25 protein-coding genes and 1 tRNA gene are annotated in these 25,864 nt (G+C 63.8%); 20 read left to right on the top strand and 6 right to left on the bottom strand.

Translation table 11 applies throughout. From position 1 onward, the window contains the following. Positions 1–211 precede the first annotated feature (211 nt). Positions 212–397: a tyrosine-type recombinase/integrase gene (locus JWR89_RS00720; protein WP_299710463.1), complete on the top strand. Its 186-nt coding sequence runs from the start codon at positions 212–214 to the stop codon at positions 395–397. 120 nt (positions 398–517) lie between these two features. Here JWR89_RS00720 and JWR89_RS00715 read toward each other — a convergent pair whose 3' ends face one another. Together JWR89_RS00715 and JWR89_RS00710 are read right to left on the bottom strand one after the other, a co-directional pair. After that, positions 518–1,894, bottom strand: coding sequence for an FAD-binding oxidoreductase (locus tag JWR89_RS00715; RefSeq protein WP_299710461.1), 1,377 nt, complete (start codon positions 1,892–1,894; stop codon positions 518–520). Further along, positions 1,891–2,298: a nuclear transport factor 2 family protein gene (locus JWR89_RS00710; RefSeq protein ID WP_299710458.1), complete on the bottom strand. Its 408-nt coding sequence runs from the start codon at positions 2,296–2,298 to the stop codon at positions 1,891–1,893. Before JWR89_RS00710 ends, JWR89_RS00715 begins: the two co-directional genes overlap by 4 nt. Positions 2,299–2,468: 170 nt before the next feature. On the opposite strand from JWR89_RS00710, the gene JWR89_RS00705 reads away from it, so the two are divergent. Then, a complete protein-coding gene (locus tag JWR89_RS00705) occupies positions 2,469–3,251 on the top strand; it encodes a sulfite exporter TauE/SafE family protein (RefSeq protein WP_299710455.1) in 783 nt (260 codons plus the stop codon). Here the strand turns inward: JWR89_RS00705 and JWR89_RS00700 are convergent, their stop codons facing one another. Then, on the bottom strand, positions 3,252–4,796 hold the full coding sequence (locus JWR89_RS00700; protein ID WP_299710452.1) for a PLP-dependent aminotransferase family protein: 1,545 nt from the start codon (positions 4,794–4,796) through the stop codon (positions 3,252–3,254). Positions 4,797–4,977: 181 nt separating this feature from the next. Here JWR89_RS00700 and JWR89_RS00695 point away from each other — a divergent pair, with 181 nt between their 5' ends. The 14 genes from JWR89_RS00695 to JWR89_RS00630 all read left to right on the top strand — a co-directional run bounded on the left by JWR89_RS00695 (position 4,978) and on the right by JWR89_RS00630 (position 19,295). After that, complete coding sequence (locus JWR89_RS00695; protein WP_299710449.1) at positions 4,978–5,475, top strand: hypothetical protein; 498 nt, start codon at positions 4,978–4,980, stop codon at positions 5,473–5,475. Further along, positions 5,424–6,620: an amidohydrolase gene (locus JWR89_RS00690; protein WP_299710446.1), complete on the top strand. Its 1,197-nt coding sequence runs from the start codon at positions 5,424–5,426 to the stop codon at positions 6,618–6,620. Before JWR89_RS00695 ends, JWR89_RS00690 begins: the two co-directional genes overlap by 52 nt. Next, the gene (locus JWR89_RS00685; RefSeq protein WP_299710443.1) at positions 6,617–7,627 is read left to right on the top strand and encodes a CobW family GTP-binding protein; all 1,011 of its coding nucleotides are present in this window, start codon (positions 6,617–6,619) and stop codon (positions 7,625–7,627) included. Before JWR89_RS00690 ends, JWR89_RS00685 begins: the two co-directional genes overlap by 4 nt. After that, complete coding sequence (locus tag JWR89_RS00680) at positions 7,618–9,219, top strand: ABC transporter substrate-binding protein (protein WP_299710440.1); 1,602 nt, start codon at positions 7,618–7,620, stop codon at positions 9,217–9,219. Before JWR89_RS00685 ends, JWR89_RS00680 begins: the two co-directional genes overlap by 10 nt. Before the next feature lie 137 nt (positions 9,220–9,356). Then, positions 9,357–10,337: an ABC transporter permease gene (locus tag JWR89_RS00675; protein WP_299710437.1), complete on the top strand. Its 981-nt coding sequence runs from the start codon at positions 9,357–9,359 to the stop codon at positions 10,335–10,337. Continuing rightward, the gene (locus tag JWR89_RS00670) at positions 10,334–11,233 is read left to right on the top strand and encodes an ABC transporter permease (protein ID WP_299710435.1); all 900 of its coding nucleotides are present in this window, start codon (positions 10,334–10,336) and stop codon (positions 11,231–11,233) included. The genes JWR89_RS00675 and JWR89_RS00670 overlap by 4 nt, the downstream gene beginning before the upstream one ends. A gap of 2 nt (positions 11,234–11,235) precedes the next feature. Continuing rightward, complete coding sequence (locus JWR89_RS00665) at positions 11,236–12,231, top strand: ABC transporter ATP-binding protein (RefSeq protein ID WP_299710433.1); 996 nt, start codon at positions 11,236–11,238, stop codon at positions 12,229–12,231. Continuing rightward, positions 12,228–13,256 carry an ABC transporter ATP-binding protein gene (locus JWR89_RS00660; RefSeq protein WP_299710430.1) on the top strand — a complete coding sequence of 343 codons (1,029 nt, stop codon included), beginning with the start codon at positions 12,228–12,230 and terminating at the stop codon, positions 13,254–13,256. Before JWR89_RS00665 ends, JWR89_RS00660 begins: the two co-directional genes overlap by 4 nt. A gap of 607 nt (positions 13,257–13,863) precedes the next feature. After that, the gene (locus JWR89_RS00655; protein WP_299710482.1) at positions 13,864–14,781 is read left to right on the top strand and encodes an NAD(P)-dependent oxidoreductase; all 918 of its coding nucleotides are present in this window, start codon (positions 13,864–13,866) and stop codon (positions 14,779–14,781) included. Between the two features lie 20 nt (positions 14,782–14,801). Further along, positions 14,802–15,164: a RidA family protein gene (locus JWR89_RS00650; protein WP_299710427.1), complete on the top strand. Its 363-nt coding sequence runs from the start codon at positions 14,802–14,804 to the stop codon at positions 15,162–15,164. Positions 15,165–15,320: 156 nt separating this feature from the next. Continuing rightward, on the top strand, positions 15,321–16,244 hold the full coding sequence (locus JWR89_RS00645; RefSeq protein WP_299710425.1) for a tripartite tricarboxylate transporter substrate-binding protein: 924 nt from the start codon (positions 15,321–15,323) through the stop codon (positions 16,242–16,244). 17 nt (positions 16,245–16,261) lie between these two features. After that, positions 16,262–17,260, top strand: a complete 999-nt coding sequence (locus JWR89_RS00640) for a hypothetical protein (RefSeq protein ID WP_299710422.1) — start codon at positions 16,262–16,264, stop codon at positions 17,258–17,260. Then, complete coding sequence (locus JWR89_RS00635) at positions 17,257–18,531, top strand: FAD-dependent oxidoreductase (RefSeq protein WP_299710419.1); 1,275 nt, start codon at positions 17,257–17,259, stop codon at positions 18,529–18,531. The genes JWR89_RS00640 and JWR89_RS00635 overlap by 4 nt, the downstream gene beginning before the upstream one ends. Positions 18,532–18,590: 59 nt before the next feature. After that, positions 18,591–19,295 (top strand): GntR family transcriptional regulator, encoded by a 705-nt coding sequence (locus JWR89_RS00630; RefSeq protein WP_299710416.1) that lies wholly within the window; start codon positions 18,591–18,593, stop codon positions 19,293–19,295. A 288-nt stretch (positions 19,296–19,583) separates the two neighbouring features. Here the strand turns inward: JWR89_RS00630 and JWR89_RS26275 are convergent, their stop codons facing one another. Continuing rightward, positions 19,584–20,147, bottom strand: coding sequence for a hypothetical protein (locus JWR89_RS26275; protein ID WP_366142955.1), 564 nt, complete (start codon positions 20,145–20,147; stop codon positions 19,584–19,586). 456 nt (positions 20,148–20,603) lie between these two features. Between JWR89_RS26275 and JWR89_RS00620 the strand changes: the two genes are divergently transcribed. Then, positions 20,604–21,233 (top strand): hypothetical protein, encoded by a 630-nt coding sequence (locus JWR89_RS00620; protein WP_299710413.1) that lies wholly within the window; start codon positions 20,604–20,606, stop codon positions 21,231–21,233. A gap of 82 nt (positions 21,234–21,315) precedes the next feature. On the opposite strand, the gene JWR89_RS00615 is transcribed toward JWR89_RS00620, so the two are convergent. Both JWR89_RS00615 and JWR89_RS00610 read right to left on the bottom strand, forming a co-directional pair. Beyond that, positions 21,316–21,392, bottom strand: a tRNA-Arg gene (locus JWR89_RS00615). A 261-nt stretch (positions 21,393–21,653) separates the two neighbouring features. Further along, positions 21,654–23,144 carry a HAMP domain-containing sensor histidine kinase gene (locus tag JWR89_RS00610; RefSeq protein ID WP_299710410.1) on the bottom strand — a complete coding sequence of 497 codons (1,491 nt, stop codon included), beginning with the start codon at positions 23,142–23,144 and terminating at the stop codon, positions 21,654–21,656. Between the two features lie 386 nt (positions 23,145–23,530). Here JWR89_RS00610 and rpmH point away from each other — a divergent pair, with 386 nt between their 5' ends. From rpmH to yidC, 3 genes are all read left to right on the top strand, one after another. Beyond that, a complete protein-coding gene (gene rpmH, locus JWR89_RS00605; RefSeq protein ID WP_011471298.1) occupies positions 23,531–23,665 on the top strand; it encodes a 50S ribosomal protein L34 in 135 nt (44 codons plus the stop codon). Between the two features lie 27 nt (positions 23,666–23,692). Continuing rightward, positions 23,693–24,070 carry a ribonuclease P protein component gene (gene rnpA, locus JWR89_RS00600; RefSeq protein ID WP_299710403.1) on the top strand — a complete coding sequence of 126 codons (378 nt, stop codon included), beginning with the start codon at positions 23,693–23,695 and terminating at the stop codon, positions 24,068–24,070. Positions 24,071–24,140: 70 nt separating this feature from the next. After that, the coding region (yidC, locus tag JWR89_RS00595) for a membrane protein insertase YidC (RefSeq protein ID WP_299710400.1) at positions 24,141–25,864 on the top strand (1,724 nt) is incomplete at its 3' end.

The raw sequence follows: 25,864 nt of genomic DNA, 5'->3' as shown, positions 1-25,864 counted from the left end.
TGCGGCACCTGGCGACGGTCGTCCAGAAGAAGACTGGTCGACCCGTCCAATTCGAGATCTCGGAGAAGTCAAGAAATTCTGTTCAAGCCTGGCTGCCAATGTTCCGGGCAACCGGTTCTCGATTTCTCTTTCCGATTCGACTTCATGCAAGCCTCACATTTCTACCCGTCAATATGCCCGGCTGGTACATCGCCGGGTCGAAAGCATAGGCTTGGAGACTGTATTGTACGGCACGCACTCGATGCGGCGTACGAAAGCCGCCCAGATCTACCGAAAGACCGACAACCTGCGCGCCGTTCAGGTTCTCCTCGGCCACACGAAGTTGGAGAGCACAGTTCGATATCTCGGGATTGAGGTCGATGACGCATTAAATATGGCTGAGCAGATCGAGCTATAACTCAACGACCACCGGCGTCACGTCCGTGGTCGCTTTTGCGCCAACAACTGTCCCTTACAAATACTTTACAGTCAATCCAGTTCGGTATCTCTGAATTCTATCTGTATTGCATGCAGGTCGCTACGCTGCCTCGTCGCGCATCTGGTACAGCCGGTACAGCATGCGTTGGCCGATGCGCCGGAAAGGCGAGAACGGATGCGTCGGCAAGGGCGAGGTGAAGATCGGCAGGTCTTGTCCGACAAAACTCTGGCCGCCGATCATCTGCGCCATGCGGCGGCCGGCCTGCGCCGAATAGGACACGCCGTTGCCGCCATAGCCGAGCGCGTAGAACAGCGTCTGCCCGGGATCGGGGCGGAAGATGCGCGGCATCATGTCGTGGCTGACATCGACCCAGCCCCACCAGGAATAATCGATCTCGATTCCGGTCAATGCCGGAAACTTGCGGTGCAGCCCGTCGACCAGCAATTGCAGGTGGCGCGGATGCGCGGCGTCGGCACCGGTAATGGCGCTGCGGCTGCCGATCTGGATGCGGTTGTCTGGCAGGCGGCGATAGTAGTAGCGCAGCGTGCGGGTGTCGGTGATGACCTGGGTCGTGCGGAAGCCGGTGGCGTCGAGTTCGGCCTCCGTCAGCGGGCGCGTGACGATCGAATTCGACAGGATCGGCATGCAGCGGCCGCGCAGCACGGGCGTAAGCTTGCCCGCGGTATAGGCACCGGTGGCAATTCCGACGGCGCGGGCGCGCACCGTGCCGCTAGGTGTGCGCAAATGATGCACGCCGTCGACGGTGCTGATCTCCAGCACCGGGCTGCCGGGATGTATTTTGGCGCCGAGTTCGCGCGCCATGCGCTGATAGCCGAACGCCAGCCTGGCGGCATGTACGCCGGTGCCGAGCGGTTCGTGCAGCGCGCCGACGGCTTCCGCCTCATTGACGTAGTCGCGGCGCACGTCTTCGGCGGACAGCATGCGTGCCCTGTAGCCGAACACTTCGTTCTGCACGCGGGATTCGGCCGCTAGGCGATCGAGCACGCGCTGCCGGTGCGCGATGTGCAGATGGCCGCCGCGCTGCGGCTCGCACGCGATGTTGCCGGACGCGATCAGGCCCTCGAAAGTCTCGAAGCCGTCCATGATCTCGGTATGCAGCTTGAGCGCGATGTCGCGGCCCCAGCGCTCGATCCACTGCGAGCGCGACAGCCGGCCGGCGGCGTTCTGACCCTGCCCGCCATTGCGCGTGCTGCAGCCCCAGGCGACGCGGTTGGCTTCCAGCACCACGGCCTTGATGCCGAATTCGCGCGCCAGAAAGATCGCGCAGGCGAGCCCGGTGTAGCCGGAGCCGATGATGGCCACGTCGGCGTCGATGTCGGCGCTGAGCGGACCGTCATCCTGCGGCGGCGTGCCGGCGGTATCGACCCAGTAGGTCGGCGCGTAGTGCCGGTTCTGGCCCGGCCCGGCCGAAACTAGGGGATCGTAATGCTGGTCGTAGGGCGACGATGCGGTCATGGCGTCGTTGCCTGGGCCGGCAGCGCCGGGCGATCCTTGCGGAAGGCACTCTTGCGCGACAGCCTGTCGCCGCTGAAGGTGAACAGATCGCAGCCTTCGGCCTCGATGCGGGTGCCGTTGGCGGCGGTGCCGCGAAAAATCCATTCCGACAGGCCGCGGTCACCGAACACCGAATGCTGCGTACAGGTCCAGCTCACGTCGGGCATCGCACCCCACACGGCCTCGAATGCCGCCTGCACATCGGCGGTGCCGGTGATGCGGCGGCCGAACATTTCCAGGCCAACCGCGGTGTCAAACACCACGTCCGAGGTCATGCATGCCATCACGCCTTGGCCGTCGTGCCTGTTGAAGGCCTCGAACAGGCGGACGAGGAGCGCTTCGCGCTGGCTTTGAAGGTCGGACATGAATAACTTTCTGGTGTCGGCGCGAAGGCTGCTGACGGACAGGATGCCAGCCGTATCGCCGGGCGATTAGGGCCAGTTGCGGCGCAACGCCCGGCCAGAGCGCACTCTGGCCCAACCAATGAGGTCGCATTGGCCCCTTCGAGCATCGGCTGAACCCGGCATGGTCGGGAATGCCTGATGTGCTGCTCTCCATCGCCGCGCTGGGGCCGTTGCTGACCCCGCGCCTGATCGCCTTGTCGATTACAGCGGTGTTCGCAGCGGCAATCTTGCGCGGCTTTACCGGCTTCGGCTTCGCGCTGGCCGCCGTGCCACTGCTCGGCCTGTTCATGCCGCCGACCCAGGCCGTGCCGGTGGCGATCGGGCTGCAACTGATGGGCAGCCTGATCGACTTTCGCCATGCCACGAAATCCTGCCACTGGCCATCGCTGCGCTGGATGATGCTGGGCGCCGCGATCAGTTCGCCGATCGGCGCGCTGGTGCTGAGCCATGTGCCCACGCCGGTGGCGCGGCTGGTGATCAGCGCCATCACGCTGCTGGCGGTGCTGGCGCTGGGCCGGGGCTTTGCGCTGGCCACAATGCCCGGCCGGGCGCCGACCACATTCACCGGCTTTCTCGCCGGCCTGTTCAACGGCCTGGCCGCCATGCCCGGCCCGCCGGCCGTGGCCTATTACATGTCGGTGCCGCTGCCGCGCGCCGCCGTGCGGGCCTCCCTGATGGTGTTCTTCCTGCTGACGTCGGTCGCGGCGATGACATCGGGCCTCGCGATCGGCCTGATCACGGTGCAGACGCTGTGCCTGTCGCTGCTCGGGCTGCCTATGATGTGGATCGGGACGCAGATCGGCCACATGGCCTTTGTCCGGAGCAACGACGCCCTGCACCGCCGCGTCTCCATCATCAGCCTCGGCTTGATCGCGCTGGTGAGCGCCGCCAAGGGCATCAGCGAACTGCTCTGATCAGGACATCTTTGAAATCAACCTGCCGAGGCGCGCGAGGCCGGGCTCGATGCGGTCGGTGCGGATCGAGGAGAAGCCGAGCCGGAAGCAGCGGCGGTTGGCGCCCTCGACCATCGAGAATATGTCGCCGGGCTCGATCACGACGCCTTCGTTGCGCGCCGCCTCCGCGAGTTCGGCGGCATTGACCGACGGCGGGCACGTCACCCAGTAGCTGGTGCTGCCCGCGCCGCGCAGCCAGGTGCAGCCGGCGAGATACTCCGGCAGCAGCCGGTCGATCGCGTGCGCGCGTTCCAGCAGCACGCGCGACACGCGCTGCAGATGGGAGCGGTAATGCCCCAAGCCGATGAACAGCGCCGCAACGCGCTGGTTGTTGAGCGGCGGATGCCGCAGCATCAGGCGGCGCAGCGCGCGCAATTCGCGGATCACCGGCGCCGGCGCGACCACGTAGCCGAGCCGCAGGCCGGGCGCGAGCACCTTCGAGAAGCTGCCGACATAGAGCACACGCTCGTTGCGATCGAGGCTCATCAGCGGCGACAGCTCGGCGCCCTCGGAGATCAGCTCGCTTTCGTAATCGTCCTCGATCAGCAGGATGTCGTGCTCTTGCGCCTTCTTCAGCAATTCGAGCCGCCGCGCGTGCGGCATCGCCACCGTGGTCGGGCACTGATGACCGGCGGTAACATAGGCTAGGTCGCAGCTCTCGAATTCTGCATCCGGCACCAGGCCGTCGCCATCGACCTGCAACGGCACGATGCTTTGCGTCAGCATGCCGAAGATGTTGCGGGCATCGGGATAGCCCGGATCTTCCAGGCCGATGCGGGTCGAAGACTTGGTAAACAAGGTCGCGATCAGGTACAGCGCATGCTGCGCGCCGATGGTCATCATGATCTCGTCGGGACGCGCGCGAACGCCGCGGCGTGGCAGCACCTGCAGTCGCAACTGCTCGATCAGCGCCGGATCGTCCTCGTCGATGGTGTCGCGCGCCCAGTTGTTGATCTCCGGTACGGACAAAGCCGCACGCGCGCTCTCGCGCCAGTCGTTGGTGGGAAACAGGCTGGGATCGAACTGCCCGAAGATGAACGGGTATGGATAGTCCTGCCAGTTCAGCGGCTTGACGATGTTGCGGTGGGTCGATGGCCGCACCGCGTAGCGATCGGTCCAGCGCGCGGCGTCGCCTTCGATGGCGGCTGGCCGGATGGCCGCAGCGGTGCCCAGATGCTTCGGCAGACCGGCGACGAAATAGCCGGAGCGTTCGCGCGAGACGAGAAAATTCTGATCGACCAACTGCTCGTAGGCGATCACCACGGTATTGCGCGACACCTGCAACAAAGCCGCCAGTTCGCGACTCGACGGCATCCGCACGCCAAGGGAAAGCCGGCCTTCCTCGATCGCGGCATAGATCATCTGGCGGATCTGCAATTGCAGGAACGGGCCGCGGCGGTCGAGATCGAGAAACAGCGAGCCCCAGAACAGAGCATCGCTGATCCCCGACGGAATCGGCCGGGCCTCTGCCGCGGCACTCAGGGTAGGGACACTCAAATTCGCCATCAACAGCTCCACCGGAAGCAGGGTCTCGCCATCTTCCCTGTTCTCAATCCATCTGCAAAGCAAAAGCCGCGCCAGCCTCCGCGAATTCGCAGGCCACTGGCCCCATTCGTGCGTGCGATCTGGCGCTGGCTTGACCCTGTTCCCCGCGTCACGCTTTCATGGACAAGTTTGAGGGCGGCCCGTGAACGCAGATACCGTGATCTTTTCGGCCCGCAAGATCGTGACGATGAACCCGTCGCGCCCCCTTGCGACCCATGTCGCGGTGCGCGACGGCCGCGTCGTTGCGGTCGGCAGCCTCGATGAAATCGGCGGCAACGGCCCCACGCTCGACGACCGCTTCAAGGACAAGGTGCTGCTGCCGGGCTTCGTCGAAGGCCACAGCCACATCATGGAAGGCATGATGTGGACGCTGCCGTATGTCGGCGCGTTCGATCGCCGCGCGCCGGACGGCAAACTCGTCAAGGGCCTGCCAGATATCGATGCCATCGTCGCCCGGCTGCAGGAAGCCGAAGCCGCGATGACCGATCCGGACGCGCCGCTCTACGCTTGGGGTTTCGATCCTCTGCATATCGGCAGCATCTCCCTGACCCGACAGGACCTCGACAGGGTCACGACCACCCGCCCATCATGGTGGTTCATGCCTCGTTCCATATCAGCAATGTCAACACGCTGGTGCTGAAGCGCGCCGAGCTCGATCGCACCACAAACATCTCCGGTGTGGTGTTCGGCACGGATGGCGAGCCGTCCGGCGAAATCCAAGGCATCGCCGCACGCTTCCGGGTGTTCCGCGTGCTCGGCAGCAACCCGCTGTCGGGCAATCTCACCCTGGAGGACGTCAACCGCTACGCGTCCTCCGCCTGCGTGCAGGGCGTCACCACCATCACCGACCTGCACAACGATCTCGCCGACCAGACCGTCGAGGTCTATCGCGCGGCCAGCCGGCGCGATGCCTTTTCGGTGCGGCTGGTGCCGGCGCTGGCTTCGGTGTCGCACACGCCGGAACAGGCGGTCGCGAAGCTGGCCGTGTTGAAGGCGACGAATAACGACAAACTGCATTACGGCATCGTCAAGCTGGTGGTCGATGGCTCGATCCAGGGTTTCACCGCACGGCTGCGCTGGCCCGGCTACTACAACGGCGCGCCAAATGGCCTTTGGTACATCGCGCCGGAAGAATTGCCTGTCATCGTCGAGGCCTATCACCGCGCCGGCATCCAGCTACACATCCACACCAATGGCGACGAAGCCACCGAAGTGGCGATCGACGCCGTCGAGGCGGCGCAGATCGCAGCACCCCGTCCGGACCACCGGCATACGCTGCAGCATTGCCAGATGGCCGATGCGGCGCAGTTCCGTCGCATGAAGTCGCTCGGCCTGTGCGTCAATCTGTTCGCCAACCACGTCTATTACTGGGGCGACTCGCATTATGACCTGACGATGGGTCCGGAGCGCGCGCATCGGCTCGACGCCACCGGCACCGCGCAGCGCATCGGCGTGCCCTATGCGATCCATTCCGACGCGCCGGTGACGCCGCTGAGTCCACTGTTCACCGCCTGGTGCGCCGTCAACCGCATCTCGTCGGGCGGCCGCGAACTCGGCAAGGCGACTGAAGCGCTGACCGTGCAACAGGCACTGGCCGCGATCACCATCAGCGCCGCCTACACCCTCAAGATGGATCATCTGGTCGGCAGCATCGAGACCGGCAAATACGCCGACTTCGCCGTGCTGGAAGAAGACCCGTTCGACGTGGCACCGGAAGCGATCAAGGACATCGCGGTATGGGGCACCGTGGTCGGCGGCCGCGTCCGCGAGGCGCCGCGCGCATGACCGACAAGCCGCCAACCATTCCCGTAACGGTCGTTGGCGGCTTCCTGGGTGCGGGCAAGACGACGTATCTCAATCATTTGTTGCGCACCGGACGTTCGCGTTTTGCCGTGCTCGTCAACGATTTCGGCGCGGTCAATATCGACGCCGGCCTGATCGCCAGGCATGACGGCGCCACGATGACGCTGACCAACGGTTGCGTCTGCTGCAGCATCGGTGGCGGCTTCCTGGAAACGCTCGGCCGGATTCTCGATGAAAAAATCCCGTTCGACCACATTATCATCGAGGCGTCAGGCGTCGGCGATCCCTGGCGGATCGCCGAGATCGCCCTGGTGGAGCCCAGCCTGCACCTCAACGCCGTGATCGTGCTGGCAGACGCCACGCGGATCGCGGCGCTGCTAGCCGACCCCCACGTCGGCGATACCGTGCGCAACCAGTTCGAGCGCTGTGACCTGGTGCTGCTCAACAAGACCGATCTGGTCGACGCGCATGCGACACGCGCGGCTTCGGCGGCCGTCGCTGCCTTGCGCGAGGGAATGAAGATTGTCGAGACGTCGGAGCAGACGATGCCCGACCTGCCGCAGGCTAACCGCAAGACGACATCGCCGTTCCGCGCCGACGCGGTGCCGGACGTCGCCGATCACGAGCAGCAGTTCAAACGCTGGCAATATCAGCGCGGCGGCAGCTTCGATCGCGTGCGGCTTGAAACCGCGTTGCGCGCGCTGCCGCCGCAATTGCTGCGCCTCAAGGGCGCCTGCACCCTTGCCGGCGATACCGGGCCGTCGCTGCTGCAGATGGTCGGCCGCGACTGGTCGCTGACGCCCGTGGAAGCGCCAGAACGCGACATCCTGCTGGTCGGCGTCGGCACCGATGACCTGCCCGATCCCGCCGAGCTCGATCGCATTCTCGACCGCGCACTCGCTGCCCCACCGGCATTTGACCATCATGGCGGCCTTCAACCGCCGGCAATTTCCATTCCCTTGAGAGAAGGACAGATACCATGTCGCTGAAACGCATTTTTCTGAATTGCGCGCTCGGCCTCGCCGTAACGCTGGCCGCCTCCGGCACCCACAACTGGCGCGCATCTGCCGCCGATGGCGGCACGCTGGTGATGGCCACCAGCCAGGTGCCGCGACATTTCAACGGCGCAGTACAGTCCGGCCTCGCCACGGCGATGCCCTCGACGCAGATCTTCGCAAGTCCGCTGCGCTACGACGACAACTGGAATCCGAAGCCGTATCTGGCGGAATCCTGGGAGGTCTCGCCGGATGGCCTGTCCGTGACGCTGAAACTGGTCAAGAACGCCGTGTTCCACGACGGCAAGCCGGTTACCTCGGAAGACGTCGCCTTCTCGATCATGACCATCAAGGCCAACCACCCGTTCCAGACCATGCTGGCGGCCGTCGACAAGGTGGAGACTCCCGATCCGTTCACCGCAGTGATCAAGCTGACCCATCCGCATCCCGCGCTGCTGCTGGCCATGTCGCCGGCGCTGATGCCGATCCTGCCCAAGCACATCTACGGCGACGGCCAGGACGTCAAAAGCCATCCGGCGAATTTGAAGCCGGTCGGCTCCGGCCCGTACCGCCTCACCGAATACAAGCAGGGTGAATTCTATACGCTGGAGAAGTTCGACAAATTCTTCATCGCCGGCCGGCCGAAGCTCGACAAGATCGTGGTGCGGATCGTGTCCGACTCCAACGCTGCCTTGGTCTCGATCGAACGCGCGGATGTCAACGTGCTGCCGTTCGTGACTGGCGTCCGCGACATCGAGCGCCTGGAGAAAATGCCGGGTGTCACCGTCACCAACAAGGGCTTCACCGGCATCGGACCCATCAACTGGCTGGCCTTCAATACCAAGAAAAAGCCGTTGGATGACGTTCGCGTGCGGCAGGCGATTGCCTATGCCGCCAACCGCGACTTCATTACCAGCAAATTGATGTCCGGCAAGGCTGTAGCCGCCACCGGCCCGATCGCGCCGGGATCGCCACTCGACGAGCCGAATGTCGAGAAGTACAAGCTCGATCTCGCCAAATCCGGCGAATTGCTCGACGCCGCCGGCTATCCGAAGAAGCCCGACGGCTCGCGGATGGCGCTGACGATCGATTATATCCCAGGCACCGACGAACAGCAGCGCAATGTCGCCGAATATCTGCGCTCGCAGTTGAAGCGCGCCGGCATCAATCTCGAGGTTCGCGCCGCACCGGACTTCCCGACCTGGGCGCAGCGTGTTTCCAGCTTCGATTTCGACATGACGATGGACACCGTGTTCAACTGGGGCGACCCGGTGATCGGCGTCGACCGCACCTATCTCACCAGCAACATCCGCAAGGGCATCATCTGGTCGAACACCCAGCAATACAGCAACCCGAAGGTCGATGAGCTGCTGGCCGCCGCCGCGCGCGAAACCTCGCCAGAGAAGCGCACGGCGATGTATTCGGAATTCCAGAAGATCGTGGTGGCGGACGTGCCGATCTACTTCGTCAATGCCTCGCCGTACCACAACGCTTTCAGCAAGGGCCTGGCAAGCCTGCCTACCACGATCTGGGGCGTCATGTCGCCGCTGGACGAGATCAACTGGGAAACGCCGCCGAAGAACTAGCCGTTGAATTGAAAGGCCCCTCCCCGTCATTGCGAGGAGCCCTTGCGACGAAGCAATCCAGCCTTTGCTTGTGGCCTTCTGGATTGCCGCGTCGCTCCTCGCAATGACGACAAACTCGCAACTGGCCATCAGGCATCATGAATCTTCTCATTCACATGACCAAGCAGGCGGCCAACGCGATCGGCCTGCTGCTTGCCGTGCTGATCTTGAATTTCTGCCTGATCCATCTGGCGCCCGGCGATCCTGCTCTTGTGATCGCCGGCGAGATGGGCGGCGCATCGGCGGATGTCATCGCCGCCCTGCGCGTCAAATACGGCCTCGACCAGAGCCTGCTGCATCAGCTCTGGACCTACATGTCGAAAGTCGTCACTGGCGACTTCGGCTATTCCTATTATTTCAATGAGCCGGTGGTGAACCTCATCGGGCAACGCGTTCCCGCGACGCTGTATCTGGTGATCTCCGCGCTCGTGCTGTCCATCTTCATCGGCACGCTGCTCGGCGTCATATCGGCGCGAAAACCGAACGGCTGGCTCAGCCAGGGCGTCACGGTGATTTCGCTGGCCGGCTACGCCGCGCCGGTGTTCTGGACCGGGCTGATGCTGCTGCTGCTGTTTGGATCGGTATGGCCGATCCTGCCGGTGTCGGGAATGTCCGACGTGGCACGACCGAAATCCGGTCTCGCGCATCTGGTCGATGTCGTGCAGCACCTCATTCTGCCGTCGATTACGCTGGCGCTGGTGTTCATCGCGCAGTACAGCCGGCTGGCGCGCGTCAACATGATCGACGCGCTGACGGCTGACTATGTCCGCACCGCACGCGCCAAGGGTCTCCCTGAATTCATTGTCATCGGCAAGCATGCGCTGCGCAACACGCTGATCCCCATCGTCACCGTGGCCGGGCTGCAGTTCGGTCACCTGTTCGCCGGTGCTGTGCTGGTGGAGACCGTGTTCAGCTGGCCCGGCATGGGGCGGCTGGTCTATGAATCGATCCTGCGCCGTGACTACCCGACGCTGCTGGCGGTGCTGTTCTTCTCCGCGGTGCTGGTGATGACCGCCAACATCATCACCGATCTGGTCTACCGCCTGATCGATCCGCGCATCCGATCGGGGCCCCGATGAGCACCATGGAAGCGCCGCGCGCCCGCGAGCCATCCGCTTTGCCATCGCGCCCCGCCGCCTCGCCGCTGGCGGCCATGCTGCGCCAGTTCGGCCGCAGCCCGGCCGGTGTGATCGGCGCCATCGTGCTGCTAGCGCTTGTTCTCATCACCCTGCTCGGCCCGACGTTCTACGGCATCGATCCGCTCGACCTCGCCGGCGCGCCGTTCACGCCGCCGGGCGCCGACGCGTGGCTCGGCACCGACTATCTTGGCCGCGACATTCTCGCCGGCCTGATCTATGGCGGCCGCGCCACGCTGACCGTCGGCGGCGTTGCGGCGGTCATCACCATCGTCATCGGCGTGACCGTGGGCGCGCTCGCCGGATTCTTCGGCGGAGCCGTCGATACGGCATTGGTCAAGCTCACCGAGTTCTTCCAGATCCTGCCCTCGTTACTGTTCGCGATGGTGCTGGTCACCCTGTTCGGGCAGACGCTGACCACCATCACCATTGCGATCGGCGTGGTGAGCTGGCCCACTGCGGCGCGTCTGACGCGCGCGGAATTCCTGCGCTTGCGCAACCTCGATTTCGTCAAGGCGTCGCGCGCCGCCGGCGCCGGCAACGGCCACCTGATCCTGCGGGTGGTGCTACCCAATGCGCTGCCGCCGATCATCGTGTCGGCGACGTTGGCCATCGGCGTCGCCATCCTCTTCGAAGGAGGATTGAGTTTCCTCGGCCTCGGTGACCCCAATACGATGAGCTGGGGCCTGATGATCGGCCAGAACCGTAACTACGTGCTCGACAGCTGGTGGACCGTGACCTTCCCCGGCGCCGCCATCTTCATCGCGGTGCTGGCGATCAGCCTGATCGGCGACGGCATCAACGACGCCATCAATCCGCGCCTGCGGAAGAGAGGCTGAGCATGTCGCCCGTTCTTTCCGTGCAGAACCTCAGTGTCGCCATGAAGGGCGCCAGCGGCATCGTGCCGGTGCTGGAACATCTCTCCTTCGACGTGGCACAGGGCAAGACCATGGCGCTGGTCGGCGAGTCCGGCTGCGGCAAGAGCATGACGGCGCTGGCCATCATGCGGCTGCTGCCGGAGGACTTTGTCGTTACATCGGGCCGCGTCCTGCTCGATGGAGAGAACGTGCTGGCGGCCGCGCCGCAGGCGTTGCGGGGCCTGCGCGGCAACAAGATGTCGATGATTTTTCAGGAGCCGATGACGGCGCTCAACCCGCTCTATACGGTCGGCGACCAGATCGGCGAGGTGCTGCGCCAGCATCGCGGGCTTGGCCGTCGCGATGCCACCGAACAGGCGATCGGCTTTCTCAAGGCGGTGCAGATCCCCGCCGCCGAGGCGCGCGTGCACGCCTATCCGCATCAGCTCTCGGGCGGCATGCGTCAGCGCGTGATGATCGCGATGGCGCTGGCCTGCAAGCCAAAGCTGCTGATAGCCGACGAGCCGACCACCGCGCTCGACGTGACCGTGCAGGCCCAGATTTTCGACCTGCTCAGCGAATTGCAGGACGACACCGACACCGCGATCGTGCTCATCACCCACGACCTCGGCGCGGTGGCCGAACTCGCCGACGACGTCGCCGTGCTCTATGCCGGCCGCTGCATCGAAAAGGGCTCTTCGCAGGAAGTGATCGCGCATGCGCGGCATCCCTATACACGCGGGCTGATGGCTTGCGTTCCGCATCTGCACCTCGGCCCGGCGGCGGCGAATGTGCAGCGCGAGCTCGAGGAAATTCCCGGCATGGTGCCGCCGCTCGGCGCGCGCGGGGCCGAATGCGCCTTCCTGCCGCGCTGCGCCTTTGCGATCGACGTCTGCCGCGCGCAGCCGCAGCCGCCGCTCGATGTGGTCGACGCCCATGCCGCGGTATCGTGCTGGCGCCACCGGGAGATCGCGCCATGAGCGACGCATGGCCGGTGGCTGCCGACATCCTGCTCGACGTCAACGATCTCGTGGTGCACTTCCCCGCCGGCCGCCGCGGCATGTTCGGCAAGCCGTCAAAAGTCCACGCCGTCGACGGCGTCTCGTTCCGCGTCCGCCGCGGCACCACGTTCGGCATTGTCGGCGAGAGCGGCTCCGGCAAGTCGACCACCGCGCAGGCGGTGATGCGGCTGATCCCCGCGACCTCCGGGCAGATCGTGTTCGGCGGCGAGAACATCGCCGGGTTTCAGGGCGAGCGGCTGCGCCAAGCCCGGCGCAAATTCCAGATCGTGTTTCAGGATCCGTTCTCCTCGCTCGATCCGCGGCGCCGCGCCGGCGATCTGGTGCGCGAACCGCTCGACCTGCTGGGCATCGGATCGCCAAAGGGGCGCGACGCCCGCGTCAGCCGGTTGCTCGCCGAAGTGGGACTGCCGCCGCAGGCCGCCGACCTGTTTCCGCACCAGTTCTCCGGCGGTCAACGGCAGCGGCTGTGCATCGCGCGCGCCATGGCGCCGGAGCCGGATCTGATCGTCTGCGACGAGGCCGTGTCGGCGCTCGACGTGGCGATCCAGGCCCAGATCCTCAACCTGCTGAAAAAGCTGCAGCGCGAACGCGGCCTGACCTACATCTTCATCTCGCACGACCTTGGCGTGATCCAGCATTTCTGCGACGAGATCGCGGTGATGTATCTCGGCAAGATCGTCGAGCAGGCGCCCGCCCCGGTGTTTTTCTCGGCGCCGCGCCATCCCTACAGCTGGTCGCTGGTCGCCGCCGCAGCGCCGCCGGGCCCCTTGCGCACCCGGTTGAAGGCGCAATTCCTGGTCAAGGGAGATCCGCCAAGTCCGGTCGATCCGCCGCCCGGCTGCCGCTTTGCACAGCGTTGCCCGTTCGTGATCGAGAAATGCCGGGAAGAACCACCTGTCCTCGCGGTCACGGGCCCGAGCCACTTCGTTGCGTGCCATCGCGTCAACGAAATCGAAGCGCCGAATTTCACCGCAAGCGATTGATCGCCGAGCTGTGCCCGGCCTGCACGGGCGCAGCTCGAACGCGGCGTTGAGTGCTGTCTCTCGCCGAGAAAATCGCGGCGGCGCTTTTCGGATTCTTCGGCATACCGGCGCAGGACGTGGGCCTCGGTGAGCACACCAAATGACCCGGCCGCGGTCAAGCGTGTCGAGCACGGACAGCGATTTCGCCGCGCAGGTGCATGCGCCAGGTTGCGAAAGAATATCCGAACAGTTGGCCCGGATCTGCGCGGCGAGTGCCTTGTCATCCTCGCTGAACGGGACCGGCCCAAGCCACTCCTCAGCGCCGTGCATCGCCACTTCAAGCGGAGCATTGCCGAGCTTGTTGGAGAATTCAGGGCAGAGTGCAATGGCAAACTTCAAGCAAATGACTGTGTCTTCAGCAGTACGAATCTCGCTTAGTTTTTGCTCAAACATCTATAATTGCAGCATTTGGACGCAACAATTCTACTTGCGTGGAAATTTAAACGCTGAATACAGTCGTGGATACAGACTGCGGATGAACGCAACTACGCTCTGCGGACGACTACCTGTCCTGCCATCCGACCGCCGGAGCGAGCGACCCGCTACATGCTTGAGAAGGATATCCCCGTTGCGAGCCGTATTCGTCGATGCCAACGAGACCCTTGCCGCCGTTACCGAAAAACTGCTGCGCGCGGACGATCCCACCGTGAGCATCAACCGCGATGCGTCGGTGACGTCCGAGCAGCTGCCCGCGGTCCTCGGCGGCGCCGAGATCGCGATCATCGACCACACGCACCTTCCGATCGAGATCGCCAGGCAGTGCGAAGGTCTCAAGCATGTCGTGTTTCTCGGCACCGGCCCGCGCAGCTACATGGATCCCGAGGCGCTGGCCGAACTCGGCATCGCGGTACACATCATCAAGGGCTATGGCGACACCGCGGTGGCCGAATGCGCCATCGCGCTGATGTGGTCCGCCGCCAAGGGGTTTGCTCGTATGGACCGCGAGATGCGCGCGGGCAACTGGCTGCGCAGCAACGGCATCGAACTGACCGGCAAGACGATCGGGCTGATTGGCTTTGGCGGCATTGCCGCGGAGGTCGCGCGGCTCGCAAGCGGCTGCGGCATGAAAATTCTGGCGTGGAACCGTACACCCAAGACCCATCCCGGTGTCGAATTCGTCGAGCTGGAACGCTTGCTTGCCGAGAGCCACGTCGTTTCGCTGCATCTTCTTCTCAACGATGATACCACGGATTTTTTGTCGGCCGCGCGAATTGCGGCGATGCGTCCGGGCGTTATCCTAATCAATACAGCGCGCGGCGCGGTGGTCGACGAGGCCGCGATGATCGCCGCGCTCCTTTCGGGGCAGATCGGCCACGCCGGCCTCGACGTGTTTGTCACCGAGCCGCTTCCCGCCGGCCACGAACTGACCAGGCTGCCAAACGTCACGCTGTCCGCTCACTCTGCATTCCGCACGCCGGAGGCGAGCGATAATCTGATTGGCGCTGCGCTCGACCATTGCCGCCGCATCGCCACCACCGGGCGCTGACAGCAAAGAGGAACAGGCGCATGTCGACCATCGTTCGCATCGATCAGAATGCTCGCCGCAGCCGCGCCTCGGTGTTCGGCGATCTCGTTTTCCTCGCTGGCCAAGTCGCCGATGAAAAGAGCGGAGATATCACCAGCCAGACCCGCGAGGCGCTGGCGAAGGTCGATGACATGCTGGCGCGGGCCGGCTCCGACAAATCGCGCGCGCTCAGCGTGCAGATATGGCTGAAAAGCATGGATGATTTCGACGCCATGAACGCGGTCTACGATGCCTGGGTCGTGCCGGGCGACACGCCGTCGCGCTGCTGCGGCAAGGTCGAACTGGCCGATCCCGCTTTCCGCGTGGAAATCGTGGTGATCGCAGCGCGGAGCCCTGCCGCCTGACACTTTCGATCATGCATTCGTCACTTCCACAAAAGGATATTTGTAATGCGCAAATCTTCCAAATACGGGCTGCGAACTCCGGCACTTGTGACGAACGGAAGTCCTATACTCAACCGCCGGAGTTTCATCGGCCTCGTCGGTGGCTCGACCGCGCTGTTGGCTGCGCCGCGCCTCGCTTCGGCACAGGCGTATCCGGCGCGCCCTGTTCGCGGAATTGTCACCTTTGCGCCAGGCGGCACGGTCGATGTCTATGCCCGCCTCGCCTGCCAGCATCTGTCGCAGAAACTCGGAAAACAGTTCTTCGTCGAGAACGTCACCGGTGCGACCGGCAATCGTGGAACCATCATGGCAGCCCGCTCTACTCCCGACGGCTACACGCTGCTGTTCGCCCTGAGCACCCATGTGGTGAACGCTTCGGTGTTCAGCAACTTGCAGTACGATCCGGTCGCTGACTTCATCCCCATCAACCTGTCGGTCTCCTCCACGCACGTGCTTTCCGTGCACCCTTCCGTAGCCGCCAAAAATGCCAGGGAGCTGGTTGCCGATCTGAAGGCACGACCCAACCAGAACTACGCGCATGGCGGCGTCGGGACACAGGGCCATCTGCTCGCGGAACGCCTGAAGGTGACCCAAAAGCTCGATATGGCTGCGGTGTCCTACCCCGGCGCCGGGCCCGCGATTCAGGCGGTGGTCGCCAATCATGTCCCGATGGCCTGGACCACCATGGCGTCCGCCGGGCCGATGATCGCCGGCGGGCAGTTGCGGGCGCTGGCCGTCACCGGCAAGACGCGGTCGCCGCTGCTGCCGGAAGTGCCGACCATGATCGAACAGGGCTTTCCAGAGATCGAAGGCGACGCCTGGGTGGGCATCATGGCCCCCAAGGGCACCCCCGATGAAGTGGTCACCACCATCAACCGCGAGATCGGGGATTTTCTTCAGCAGCCGGAAGCGCGCCAGCGCCTCGCCGAGGTCGGATTCGACGTGGTCAACAGAGGGCCCGCGGATTTCGCCCGCCTGCTGACGGAAGAGAACGTGTTCTGGAAAAAAGTTGTCGACGAGACCAATGTGAAGATCAATTGATCCGGATCGGGACTTCAATGACGAAATCCGTGCGCTATCTGGACGAAGCCGATGTTGCCGGAGTTCTCGATTCCGCTGCGATCTATGCCGTCGTTGAAAGCACGATGAAAGGTATCGCGGCCGGACGGGTCATCAGCGGCCCCAAGGCCGGCTTTCACATTGCCGACCAGAACGGCGAGCGCTTCATGGCCAGCGTTTCTGGCTGCCTGCTCGATCAGGGCGTCGCCGGGGCGAAATGGTTTTCGGCATGCGATGACAATCCGAAGCGCGGCCTGCCGCGCATCACCGCCGCCATCGTTATTTCCGATTGCATCAACGGCGCGATAAAGGGGTGCGTCGAGGGGACATCCCTGACCGCCGCCCGCACCGCCGCGCTGGCTGTTCTGTCGCTCAAGCACTGCGGCAGCAAGAATGCGTCGAAAGCCGCCATCGTCGGATTTGGCGCGATCGGACAGCTGGTCCTGCGTTACCTGAAGCAGGAACTCGGCATCACCCATTTCGCCATTGCCGGTTCGCAATTCGAAAAAATGCAAAAGGCCGCCGCAGAGCTTCAAGGCTCGCTTGGCGTACAAATCGATGTGGTGCGAACTTCCGGTGAAGCGGTTCGTGACGCGGACCTCGTGATCACTGCCACCGGCCTGACCCACGACGACCCCGTTGTATTCCTATCCGCCATCAAGCCGGGCGCGACCGTGTGCGCGCTCGGCTCGTTTCAGGAGATCGACGACGCCCTGATCGCCAGGGCCGACCGGATCTTCGTCGATCACTGGGAATCGTGCGAGCATCGCGGCAATCTGGCGCCGATGATCAAGGCTGGTCGGTTCACACGGGACGACATCCAGAGCGAGATTGCCGATGTGATCGCCGGCAAGGGTATCGGCCGCGGATCGGACGACGAGACCGTACTCATCGTACTGATCGGCGTTGGTCCCCTCGATATCGCGCTGGCGGCGCGTGCGCTACAATTGGCCGACATCCGGTCAATGGAATCTGTGCAGCGAAGCGAGACCCCATGACCCCTTCATCCGGCCAGCATGTCGTTGTCATCGGCGCAGGTGCCATCGGGGTGGCAAGCGCCATCGAACTGTTGCGCGATGGCCATCGCGTCACCATCGTCGAGCCGGCAACACCGGGCGGCGAACAGGCCGCGAGCTATGGCAATGCCGGCTGGCTATCGACCCATTCGGTCATTCCGCCGGCCGAACCGGGTGCCTGGAAGAAAGTGCCGAAATTCCTCCGGGATCCGTTGGGCCCTCTGGCGGTGCGCTGGACTTATCTGCCAAAGGCGTTGCCCTGGCTGGTGCGGTACCTGCTCTCCGGCTGGACCGCGGCGCGAGTCGAGGCGACGGCGCGCGCCCTTCGCCCGCTGTTGCGCGATGCGCCGGCGCTGCACAAGAAGCTCGCCGACGAGGCCGGCGCCGGCCACCTCATCGAACGCCAGGGGGTCATGCACGTCTATCCATCGCGCGCGGCCTTTGACGCCGACAGCCTCGGCTGGAATATTCGCAAACTGGTCGGCGTCAGCTGGCTGGAAATTTCCGCCGACGAGATGCGGCAGCGCGAACCCGACCTGCACCCGCGCTACCAGTTCGGCGTGCTGGTCGAGGAAGCCGGCCGCTGCCGCGATCCCGGCGGTTACGTGGCATCCCTCGCCGCGCACGCCCGCGCGCTCGGGGCCGAATTCGTCACGACGACCGCCAAAGGCCTGCGGCTGACCGATGGCAGGCCGGTGTCGGTACTGACCGAAACAGGCGAGCTATCCTGCGACAAGGTTGTGATCGCCGCCGGCGCCCACTCGAAGCCCTTGGCGGCCTCGATCGGCGATCGGCTGCCGCTGGAGACCGAGCGCGGCTACCACGTCATGATCGAAAGTGCCGAGACCGGTCCGCGCACGTCCATGATGGCCTCCGACGCCAAGATGGTGGTGAACTGGACCGACCGCGGCCTGCGCGCCGCAGGCCAGGTCGAGATCGCCGGCCTCGAGGCCGCGCCGAACTGGAAACGCGCCGAGATCTTGCACGACCACCTGCTCGGCATGTTTCCAAAACTGCCGCGCGATCTGCCCCCAGCCGCGATCCGTAGCTGGTTCGGACATCGCCCGAGCATGCCGGACGGACGGCCTTGCCTCGGCTATTCCCGCGCCTCGCGCGATGTCGTCTACGCTTTCGGCCACGGCCATGTCGGCCTGGTGAGTTCGGCGCGCACGGGTCGCGTGGTAGCCCAGTTGATCGGCGGCCGTGAAACCGAGATTCCGGTCTCGCCGTTCGACCCGAAACGCTACCTCTGATTCCGCGGGCCTCCACCGCGCGGTCGTACCATGAGCAATACTCGAAAGTACGTGCAGCCATGATCAAGCAGCCGGAGATTTCCTCCGATAGCATCGTCAACCGGGTCTATGAACAGCTCAAGGCCATGGCCGTGAGTTTCGAATTCAAGCCCGGCGCGCGCCTCAACGAGGGCGCCATCGCGGGCCTGCTCGGAGTCAGCCGCACGCCGCTGCGCGAAGCATTGAACCGCCTAAACACCGAAGGCTTCCTGCGCTTCCTGCCAGGTAAAGGCTTCTTCTGCCGCGAGCTTGACGCCCAGGAAATCTTCGACCTCTACGAATTGCGCAAATCGATAGAGATCGCCGCGGTCCGGCTGGCGATCAAGCGCGCCCGTGACCAGGACATCGACAGCCTGTTGACCTTCCTGCGCGACACCGGCCCGGATCCAGGCGAACGCACCTCCGTGGAGCAGGTTCAACTCGACGAGACCTTCCACGAAAGGCTGTTGAGCATGGCCAACAACGCCGAGATGCTGCGCGTGCTGCGCAATGTCAATGCGCGCATCCGCTTCGTCCGCTGGATCGACATGGACCGGATCAACCGAACCAAGACCCAGGCCGAACATCGCGCGGTGCTACTCGGCGTGAAAGCGCGTGACGAAGCCAAGTGCGTGCCTATCCTGGAGAAGCATATCGACCGACGCCTCGACCAGATCACATCGGCGATCAAGGAAGGCTATGCGCAAATCTACATGCCTGGCAAAAAGACAATGGCTACGGCATGAGATCTAATTCGCTTTGCTTGATTCCGAACCGGACTCCAGACCCCGCCGACTTCTGTTTCTGATCGCGATGCATGGACTCGCATTCGCAGCCGTGCCCAAGCGCGGTATGCATGGCCCGCTGCCGTCGCGCCGTAAATTGACTACGCCATCGCTTCTACCACGCAACTTTAAGAGCTTGGACGGATTTGCTGTGCCTAGGTCTAAACGTCCGCTTCGCGCCAATAGACTAGGGGCGCTCGCCTCGCGACCGATGAACGAGTCAGTTTACCGCACAAAGGTTGCCTGCCTTCAAAAACCAAGCGCAAGGCCATCTTTTCGGTGATCCGAAGCGCCGAGCAGCGCATCCCGCTGATAATCGATCCGGATGGCCTGGCAACCGCCTATGCCGGCATCGGCCCAATGCACGATGTGCCCGCGTGCCGACAGGTCCGCCTTCACCGACTCCGGTATCGTGGTTTCAAGCTGCAAAATGTTGTCGAAGGCGAAGGATCGGGGGCCTTCTGCCGCAGGGCGCCACTGGCCGATGACGTCATTCTGTCTCAGCATGCAGTCGTACTGGATCGACTGCACCAGAGTCGCGCTGATGTCGCCCGCGTCGATGCACTGCCGGACGATTGCATCGGCCTGGGCGAAGGTCATGATCTCCTCCCGCGGCGGATTCTTCCCGAAGCTCATGCGGGTCAGGCCGTCGGGGAGGCGCTTGCAGTCGGGCAAATCGGCTTCGATCCCGTAGGATAGAGCGACCCGAACCATTTGGATGCATCCGTAGGCCCGACGGACCCGTTCGTCACCGACAGGCGTGGCAGACTTCCTCCAATTCTCATAGTACTTGCGGAAATTCTTCGGATGCATGCGGTCAAGCCGCCGCAGCCCGATGGTTTCCGTCGACGTAGAGTGGGGTCACGATGCCCCCATGCCCGCCACTTGCCTGATGTCGATCCGTTTCGCCATGCAATCCGATCTCCCAGTGCCATATATTTGGCACTGAGTTATCAATGGATCAAGAGGTCCACTGGTATATCTTGCATTTTCTGCGGAGATCACGCACGAGGACGGCGGCGGCCTATCGCGCTGCTCGATCAACCGACAGGATGCGGCGGTCTCATCGTTCGATAGATATCTCCATCCCTCGTAATTACGCCTAGGTTGCTCCGGCCGAACGGAGCTCCCACCCGTCTGTGTGCGACCCTCCAGTGATACAAATGGTGCGCTCAAATACTTGCGTCTTTTCGCTCAGCGACGCATCCGGTCCATTGGCGCGGCATCGGTGGTATGTTTAATAGGAACGATTCATGGGGAGAGCGCATCGTGGCATCATCGATTGAAATGGCCAGCGCGGTCGCGGCGGCCATGGGCTTGGAGGACGAAACAGTCCAGCTCTATCTCAAGAACATTCGGGCGGCAGGCGCCATCAGCTTCAAGGGTTACGGAAGAAGCGCGGCCTCCATGACGCCGCTTGACGCGGCTCGCCTGCTGATCGTCGTTGTCGGCTACGGCGTGGCCCGCAATTCCGCCGCGTTCCTGAAAGATTTCGCCCCAATGGAGGCGCTGAATCAAAAGCTCAACGGCAAGAACCTCGAGCAATTTTTGGCGGACCGCATCGGGACGGATTGGCGCACCCCGCCGTTGCAGCGCGGCTTTTCTGCAAGGCATCACAAGGAGGCTTTCACGAAGGCGCAGGAAGCCCTGAAGCTCTTCTGGATCGAAGGCACCCAAGGCGCCAAACTGCCGCGAGTAGCCGTGGTCCGCTGGGCCCGCCCGAAAGGCGGCGGCTTTGGGGTGGCGACGTTCGTATCCCGTCCCCTGCCCCTGAAGTTGACGTCGTTCGATGAAGGGAGGCTGGCCGAGATCTATCCGGACATCGGGCTTATCCAGACCAGAACCGTCAGTCTGCGCTCGGTCGTAGACATCTCTGAGGCGTTGCGTGTCTCGACCTGAACCGTGGGTTTCGGACGGAAAATGCCCTCGGTAACAGTACCGGTAACAATCGGGCGGAATGCGGGCTAAGTCATTGAAATGTTGGCGCGCCCGAAAGGATTCGAACCTCTGACCCCTAGATTCGTAGTCTAGTGCTCTATCCAGCTGAGCTACGGGCGCGTGCCGTGTCCACCGCGGGCCGGAGCCCGCCGATGTCACATGTTTCGAAACCGGTGGTTTGCGAAAGCGCGCCATAGCTACCGGCTCCCGTCGGGCTTGGCAAGCACCCGGATGACGGTTTCCTGACCATTCGCCAATCCAGCGCCGCGCAGGCGATTTCCGGCGAAAAACACCGGCAAATCCGCCGGCATCGGGGCCGGCTCGGGCGGCCAAATGCCGGATCCGGCCGAATCATCAGCGAATCCGGCGCCGCCGGCCCGCTCAGGCGCGGGCGCGCTCGCTGCGGATGCTGTTCAGCTCGACCGGACGGTCCGGCATGGTGATCCGGAAGGTGGCGCCGAGGGTGCCCTCCACCAGATGGATGTCGCCATCGTGGGCGCGCACCAGTTCGGCAGCGATCGCGAGGCCGAGGCCGCTGCCGCCGGGGCGCGCCGAGCCCTGGAATGCCTCGAACAGGTGGTCGCGAGCGCGCTGCGGCACGCCGGGGCCGGTGTCGGACACTTCAAGGATGGTCACGGAGCCCTCGCGGCGGCCGGTGATACGGATCTGCAGCGGCGCGCCGTCGCTTGGTGGTTGGCCCTCCAGCGCCTGGGCGGCGTTGCGCACCAGGTTGAGCAGGATACGGAACAGCTGGTCGGGATCGGCGTCGATGGTCAGCCCGCGCTCAATCGCATTGATCCAGGCGATCGAGGCGTCGGACGCCAGTCCGGCGGATTCGCGGACCTCGTTGACCACCGGCTCCACCAGCATCATGCGGCGATCGGGCGCGGCTTCCTGGGCGCGGCCGTAGGACAGCGTCGACTGGCAAAACGCGATGGCGCGCTCCAGCGACCGCATCAGCTTGGGCGCGAAGCGCTGCACCCGCGGGTCCGGCACGCTCGCGAGCTGATCGGACAGCAGTTGCGACGATGCCAGCAGGTTGCGCAGGTCGTGATTGATCTTCGACACGGCAAGGCCGAGTGCGGCGAGCCGGCTCTTCTGATGCAGCATCGACACCAGGTCGCGCTGCATGTCGGACAACTCGCGTTCGGCGACGCCGATCTCGTCGCCGCGCTGGCTCGGCACGATAATCCGCGACGAGCTTTCGGGGTTTTCGTGGAAGCCAACCAGGTTGGCAGTCAGATGCCGCATCGGCCGCACGAACAGGTAGTGCAGCGCCAGGTAGACCAGCCCGGCGGTGAGAATCGCCAGACCGAGCGAGACCAGCAACAGATTTCTGGAAAACCGGTACATCGCCTGCCGTAGCGGCAATTCGTCGATGATCACCTCGATGAACTGGGTGCCGGATTGGGCTCCGGAGGGTGCCGGTCCGATCACACGAATCGACTGGTTACCGGTTTCCAGCATCACCTCGAAGGTATCAACGATCGCCGTCCATACCGTCATCGCGCGCATATCGATGTCATGGTCGATCTGCGGCGGCAGATCGGCGCTGGCCAGCAGCCGGCGCTGCTGCCCCATCTTGATGGCCACGGCACGGGCGCCGATGCTGCCGAGAATCTGGCGCGACAGCGATTCCGGGACCATGCCGAGCGGCGCGGCGTTCAGCACCAGCGCGGCGGTATTGGCTGCCGCCAGCTTGTCGTTCAACCGGTTGAGGCGGAAATTGGCGATGGAGGGGACGTAGATCAGGATTTCGGCGATCAGCACCAGCGGAATGGTCAGCAGCAACAGCTTGCCGGACAGCCCCAGCCGCCGTATCGGGCGCCGCCGGAACGCTGGTTCTGCGGGCTTTTCGCTGGCCGCTGCCACGATGTTGACCTCTGATCTCACGAAATGACGCTGCGCCTGCCCGAGATACGGGTCAAATGACGATTCGACGGTTTAATTTAGCATCCATTTGCAGCATTCCCGTCGCTCGCCCGGCATTTGCGCGCAACACGGCAAAGACACCGTCTTCAACACCCTAAAACACCGCGAATGTCGGTATAATCCGGGTGTCAGGCAATCTTCCGGCGTCATACAGGGCAAGATTGACGGAAACACGACGCTCCCGTATAAGCCCGCCAACTGTCCGCGATGGCCCGGTCTTGCATCGGGGCGGCTCACTTGTGGCCGGATACGGCTCGTTTGAGCCTGCATCTTTGGACTTACCTCAAATTACCTCGGCTCATTGCCCGGTCAGCGGAGAACGCCCCGTGAAGCGGACTTATCAACCTAGCAAACTGGTGCGCAAGCGCCGCCACGGCTTCCGCGCTCGCTTAGCGACCGTAGGCGGCCGCAAGGTTCTGGCTGCCCGCCGTGCGCGCGGCCGCAAGCGCCTCAGCGCCTAAATCGGGCCTCTTTCCCGAGATCTCATCATGGATCGGTTGCGGCAGCGGGCGGATTTTCTCGCCGTTGCCAATGGGCCGCGGATGAACAGCCCTGCCTTCGTACTGCAGAGCCGGCGACGAGATGATGACGGCCCGATCCGGGTCGGCTTCACCGTGACCAAAAAGAACGGGACCGCCACCGAGCGGAACCGGATCCGACGCCGGCTTCGCGAACTGGTGAAGCGCGTCGACGTCATATCCATGCGACCGCACAGCGATTATGTGCTAGTCGGCCGTCGTGTCGCGCTGAACCGCGACTTTACGACCATGCTTGACGACCTCCGCTCGGCGCTGCACCGCCTCGACCGGCAGATTTCCAAGACGCCACCTTCTAAGACGCAATCTTCGACAACGAGCGTGACCTGACACTTCCAGCCTGCGACAAGCACGCAGCCGGCTAGAGCCGCACCCGTATTTGGATGACGAGACCTGAACGATGACCGACAATCGAAATACCATCCTCGCCGTCGTTCTGTCCGGCCTGGTGCTGCTCGGCTGGCAATACTTTTTCAATATCCCGGCGATGGAAAAACAGCGTCAGCAGGCGCAGATCCAGAGCCAGCTCGCCAACCCGACCGCACAGCCCGGTGCGGCGCCGGGCGCCAACCCGACCGGTGCGGCCACGCCCGCCGGCAGCGTGCCCGCCCAGAATGCCGCCAATGCACCGCTGGTGAGCCGCGAGGCGGCGATTGCTGCGGCCCCGCGCATCAAGATCGAGACCCCGCGCGTCTCGGGCAGCATTTCGCTGAAGGGCGCGCGCATCGACGACGTCGCGCTGAACAAGTTCCGAGAGACCGTCGATCCGACCTCGCCCGCGATCGTGCTGTTCTCGCCATCGGGCACCGCCGCGCCCTATTATGCCGAGTTTGGTTGGGTCGCCGCCGCGGGCTCGAACGTCAAGATCCCGGATTCCAATACGCAATGGACGCAAGAGGGCACGGGCGCGCTGACGCCGACCTCCCCGGTGACGCTGAAATACGACAATGGCGACGGCCAGACCTTCCGCCGCACCATTTCGGTCGATGATCGCTATCTGTTCACCATCAAGGACGACGTCACCAATATCGGCACTGCGCCGGTGACGCTGTATCCGTTCGCGCTGATCTCGCGCCACGGCACCCCGCATGTCGAAGGCTATTACATCCTGCATGAAGGCCTGGTCGGCTACCTGGGCGACCAGGGCCTGCAGGAGTTTGGCTACAAGAAAATTGACGACGCCAAAGCGGTGAACTTCAAGATCACCAATGGCTGGCTCGGCATCACCGACAAGTACTGGGCCTCGGCCCTGCTGCCGGATCCCGCGGCGCAGCTGCAGGCACGGATGTCGTCCAACCTGGTTGGCACCGTTCACACCTACCAGACCGACTACCTGCAGGACGCCCAGACCATCGCCATCGGCGGTACCGGCACCGCGAATGCCCGGCTGTTCGCCGGCGCCAAGGAAGCCAGCGTCGTGGGCATCAACTTCCCGCTCGCGGTGGGCCTTGGCGGCTACAACCAGCAGCTCGGCCTCAACCACTTCGATCTCCTGATCGACTGGGGCTGGTTCTACTTCATCACCAAACCGATGTTCCTGGCACTCGACTGGTTCTTCCACCTGTTCGGCAACTTTGGCGTCGCCATCCTGCTGGTGACGGTGCTGGTCAAGTTCATCTTCTTCCCGCTGGCCAGCAAGTCCTATGCCTCGATGGCCAAGATGAAGTCGGTCCAGCCGCAGCTGGCGGCGCTCAAGGAGCGCTACCCCGACGACAAGATGAAGCAGCAGCAGGAGATGATGGAGATCTACAAGAAGGAGAAGATCAACCCGATCGCCGGTTGTCTTCCCGTCGCCTTGCAGATTCCGGTGTTCTTCTCGCTCTACAAAGTCTTGTTCGTCACCATCGAAATGCGCCACGCACCGTTCTACGGCTGGATCAAGGACCTGTCGGCGCCCGATCCGACCAATCTGTTCAACCTGTTCGGCCTGTTGCATTTCGACCCGACCCAGCTGCCGCTGTTCGGGCACTACCTCGCGCTCGGCGTCTGGCCGATCATCATGGGCATCACGATGTGGTTCCAGATGAAGCTCAATCCGACGCCGCCGGATCCGACGCAGAAGATGATCTTCACCTGGATGCCGGTGATTTTCACCTACATGATGCACACCTTCCCGTCGGGCCT

The organism is Tardiphaga sp. (assembly GCF_028290785.1).
Taxonomy (GTDB): Bacteria; Pseudomonadota; Alphaproteobacteria; order Rhizobiales; family Xanthobacteraceae; genus Tardiphaga.
The sequence above is the reverse complement of the archived record's forward strand: the minus strand, read 5'-3'. Positions and strand labels throughout refer to the sequence as shown.

Bases quoted from the DNA above. Each gene is read 5' to 3' on its own strand.
- JWR89_RS00715 (WP_299710461.1), bottom strand. From the start codon at position 1,894: ATGACCGCATCGTCGCCCTACGACCAGCATTACGATCCCCTAGTTTCG.
- JWR89_RS00710 (WP_299710458.1), bottom strand. From the start codon at position 2,298: ATGTCCGACCTTCAAAGCCAGCGCGAAGCGCTCCTCGTCCGCCTGTTC.
- JWR89_RS00705 (WP_299710455.1), top strand. From the start codon at position 2,469: ATGCCTGATGTGCTGCTCTCCATCGCCGCGCTGGGGCCGTTGCTGACC.
- JWR89_RS00700 (WP_299710452.1), bottom strand. From the start codon at position 4,796: ATGGCGAATTTGAGTGTCCCTACCCTGAGTGCCGCGGCAGAGGCCCGG.
- JWR89_RS00690 (WP_299710446.1), top strand. From the start codon at position 5,424: ATGGTGGTTCATGCCTCGTTCCATATCAGCAATGTCAACACGCTGGTG.
- JWR89_RS00685 (WP_299710443.1), top strand. From the start codon at position 6,617: ATGACCGACAAGCCGCCAACCATTCCCGTAACGGTCGTTGGCGGCTTC.
- JWR89_RS00680 (WP_299710440.1), top strand. From the start codon at position 7,618: ATGTCGCTGAAACGCATTTTTCTGAATTGCGCGCTCGGCCTCGCCGTA.
- JWR89_RS00675 (WP_299710437.1), top strand. From the start codon at position 9,357: ATGAATCTTCTCATTCACATGACCAAGCAGGCGGCCAACGCGATCGGC.
- JWR89_RS00670 (WP_299710435.1), top strand. From the start codon at position 10,334: ATGAGCACCATGGAAGCGCCGCGCGCCCGCGAGCCATCCGCTTTGCCA.
- JWR89_RS00665 (WP_299710433.1), top strand. From the start codon at position 11,236: ATGTCGCCCGTTCTTTCCGTGCAGAACCTCAGTGTCGCCATGAAGGGC.
- JWR89_RS00660 (WP_299710430.1), top strand. From the start codon at position 12,228: ATGAGCGACGCATGGCCGGTGGCTGCCGACATCCTGCTCGACGTCAAC.
- JWR89_RS00650 (WP_299710427.1), top strand. From the start codon at position 14,802: ATGTCGACCATCGTTCGCATCGATCAGAATGCTCGCCGCAGCCGCGCC.
- JWR89_RS00640 (WP_299710422.1), top strand. From the start codon at position 16,262: ATGACGAAATCCGTGCGCTATCTGGACGAAGCCGATGTTGCCGGAGTT.
- JWR89_RS00635 (WP_299710419.1), top strand. From the start codon at position 17,257: ATGACCCCTTCATCCGGCCAGCATGTCGTTGTCATCGGCGCAGGTGCC.
- JWR89_RS00630 (WP_299710416.1), top strand. From the start codon at position 18,591: ATGATCAAGCAGCCGGAGATTTCCTCCGATAGCATCGTCAACCGGGTC.
- JWR89_RS26275 (WP_366142955.1), bottom strand. From the start codon at position 20,147: ATGCATCCGAAGAATTTCCGCAAGTACTATGAGAATTGGAGGAAGTCT.
- rnpA (WP_299710403.1), top strand. From the start codon at position 23,693: ATGGATCGGTTGCGGCAGCGGGCGGATTTTCTCGCCGTTGCCAATGGG.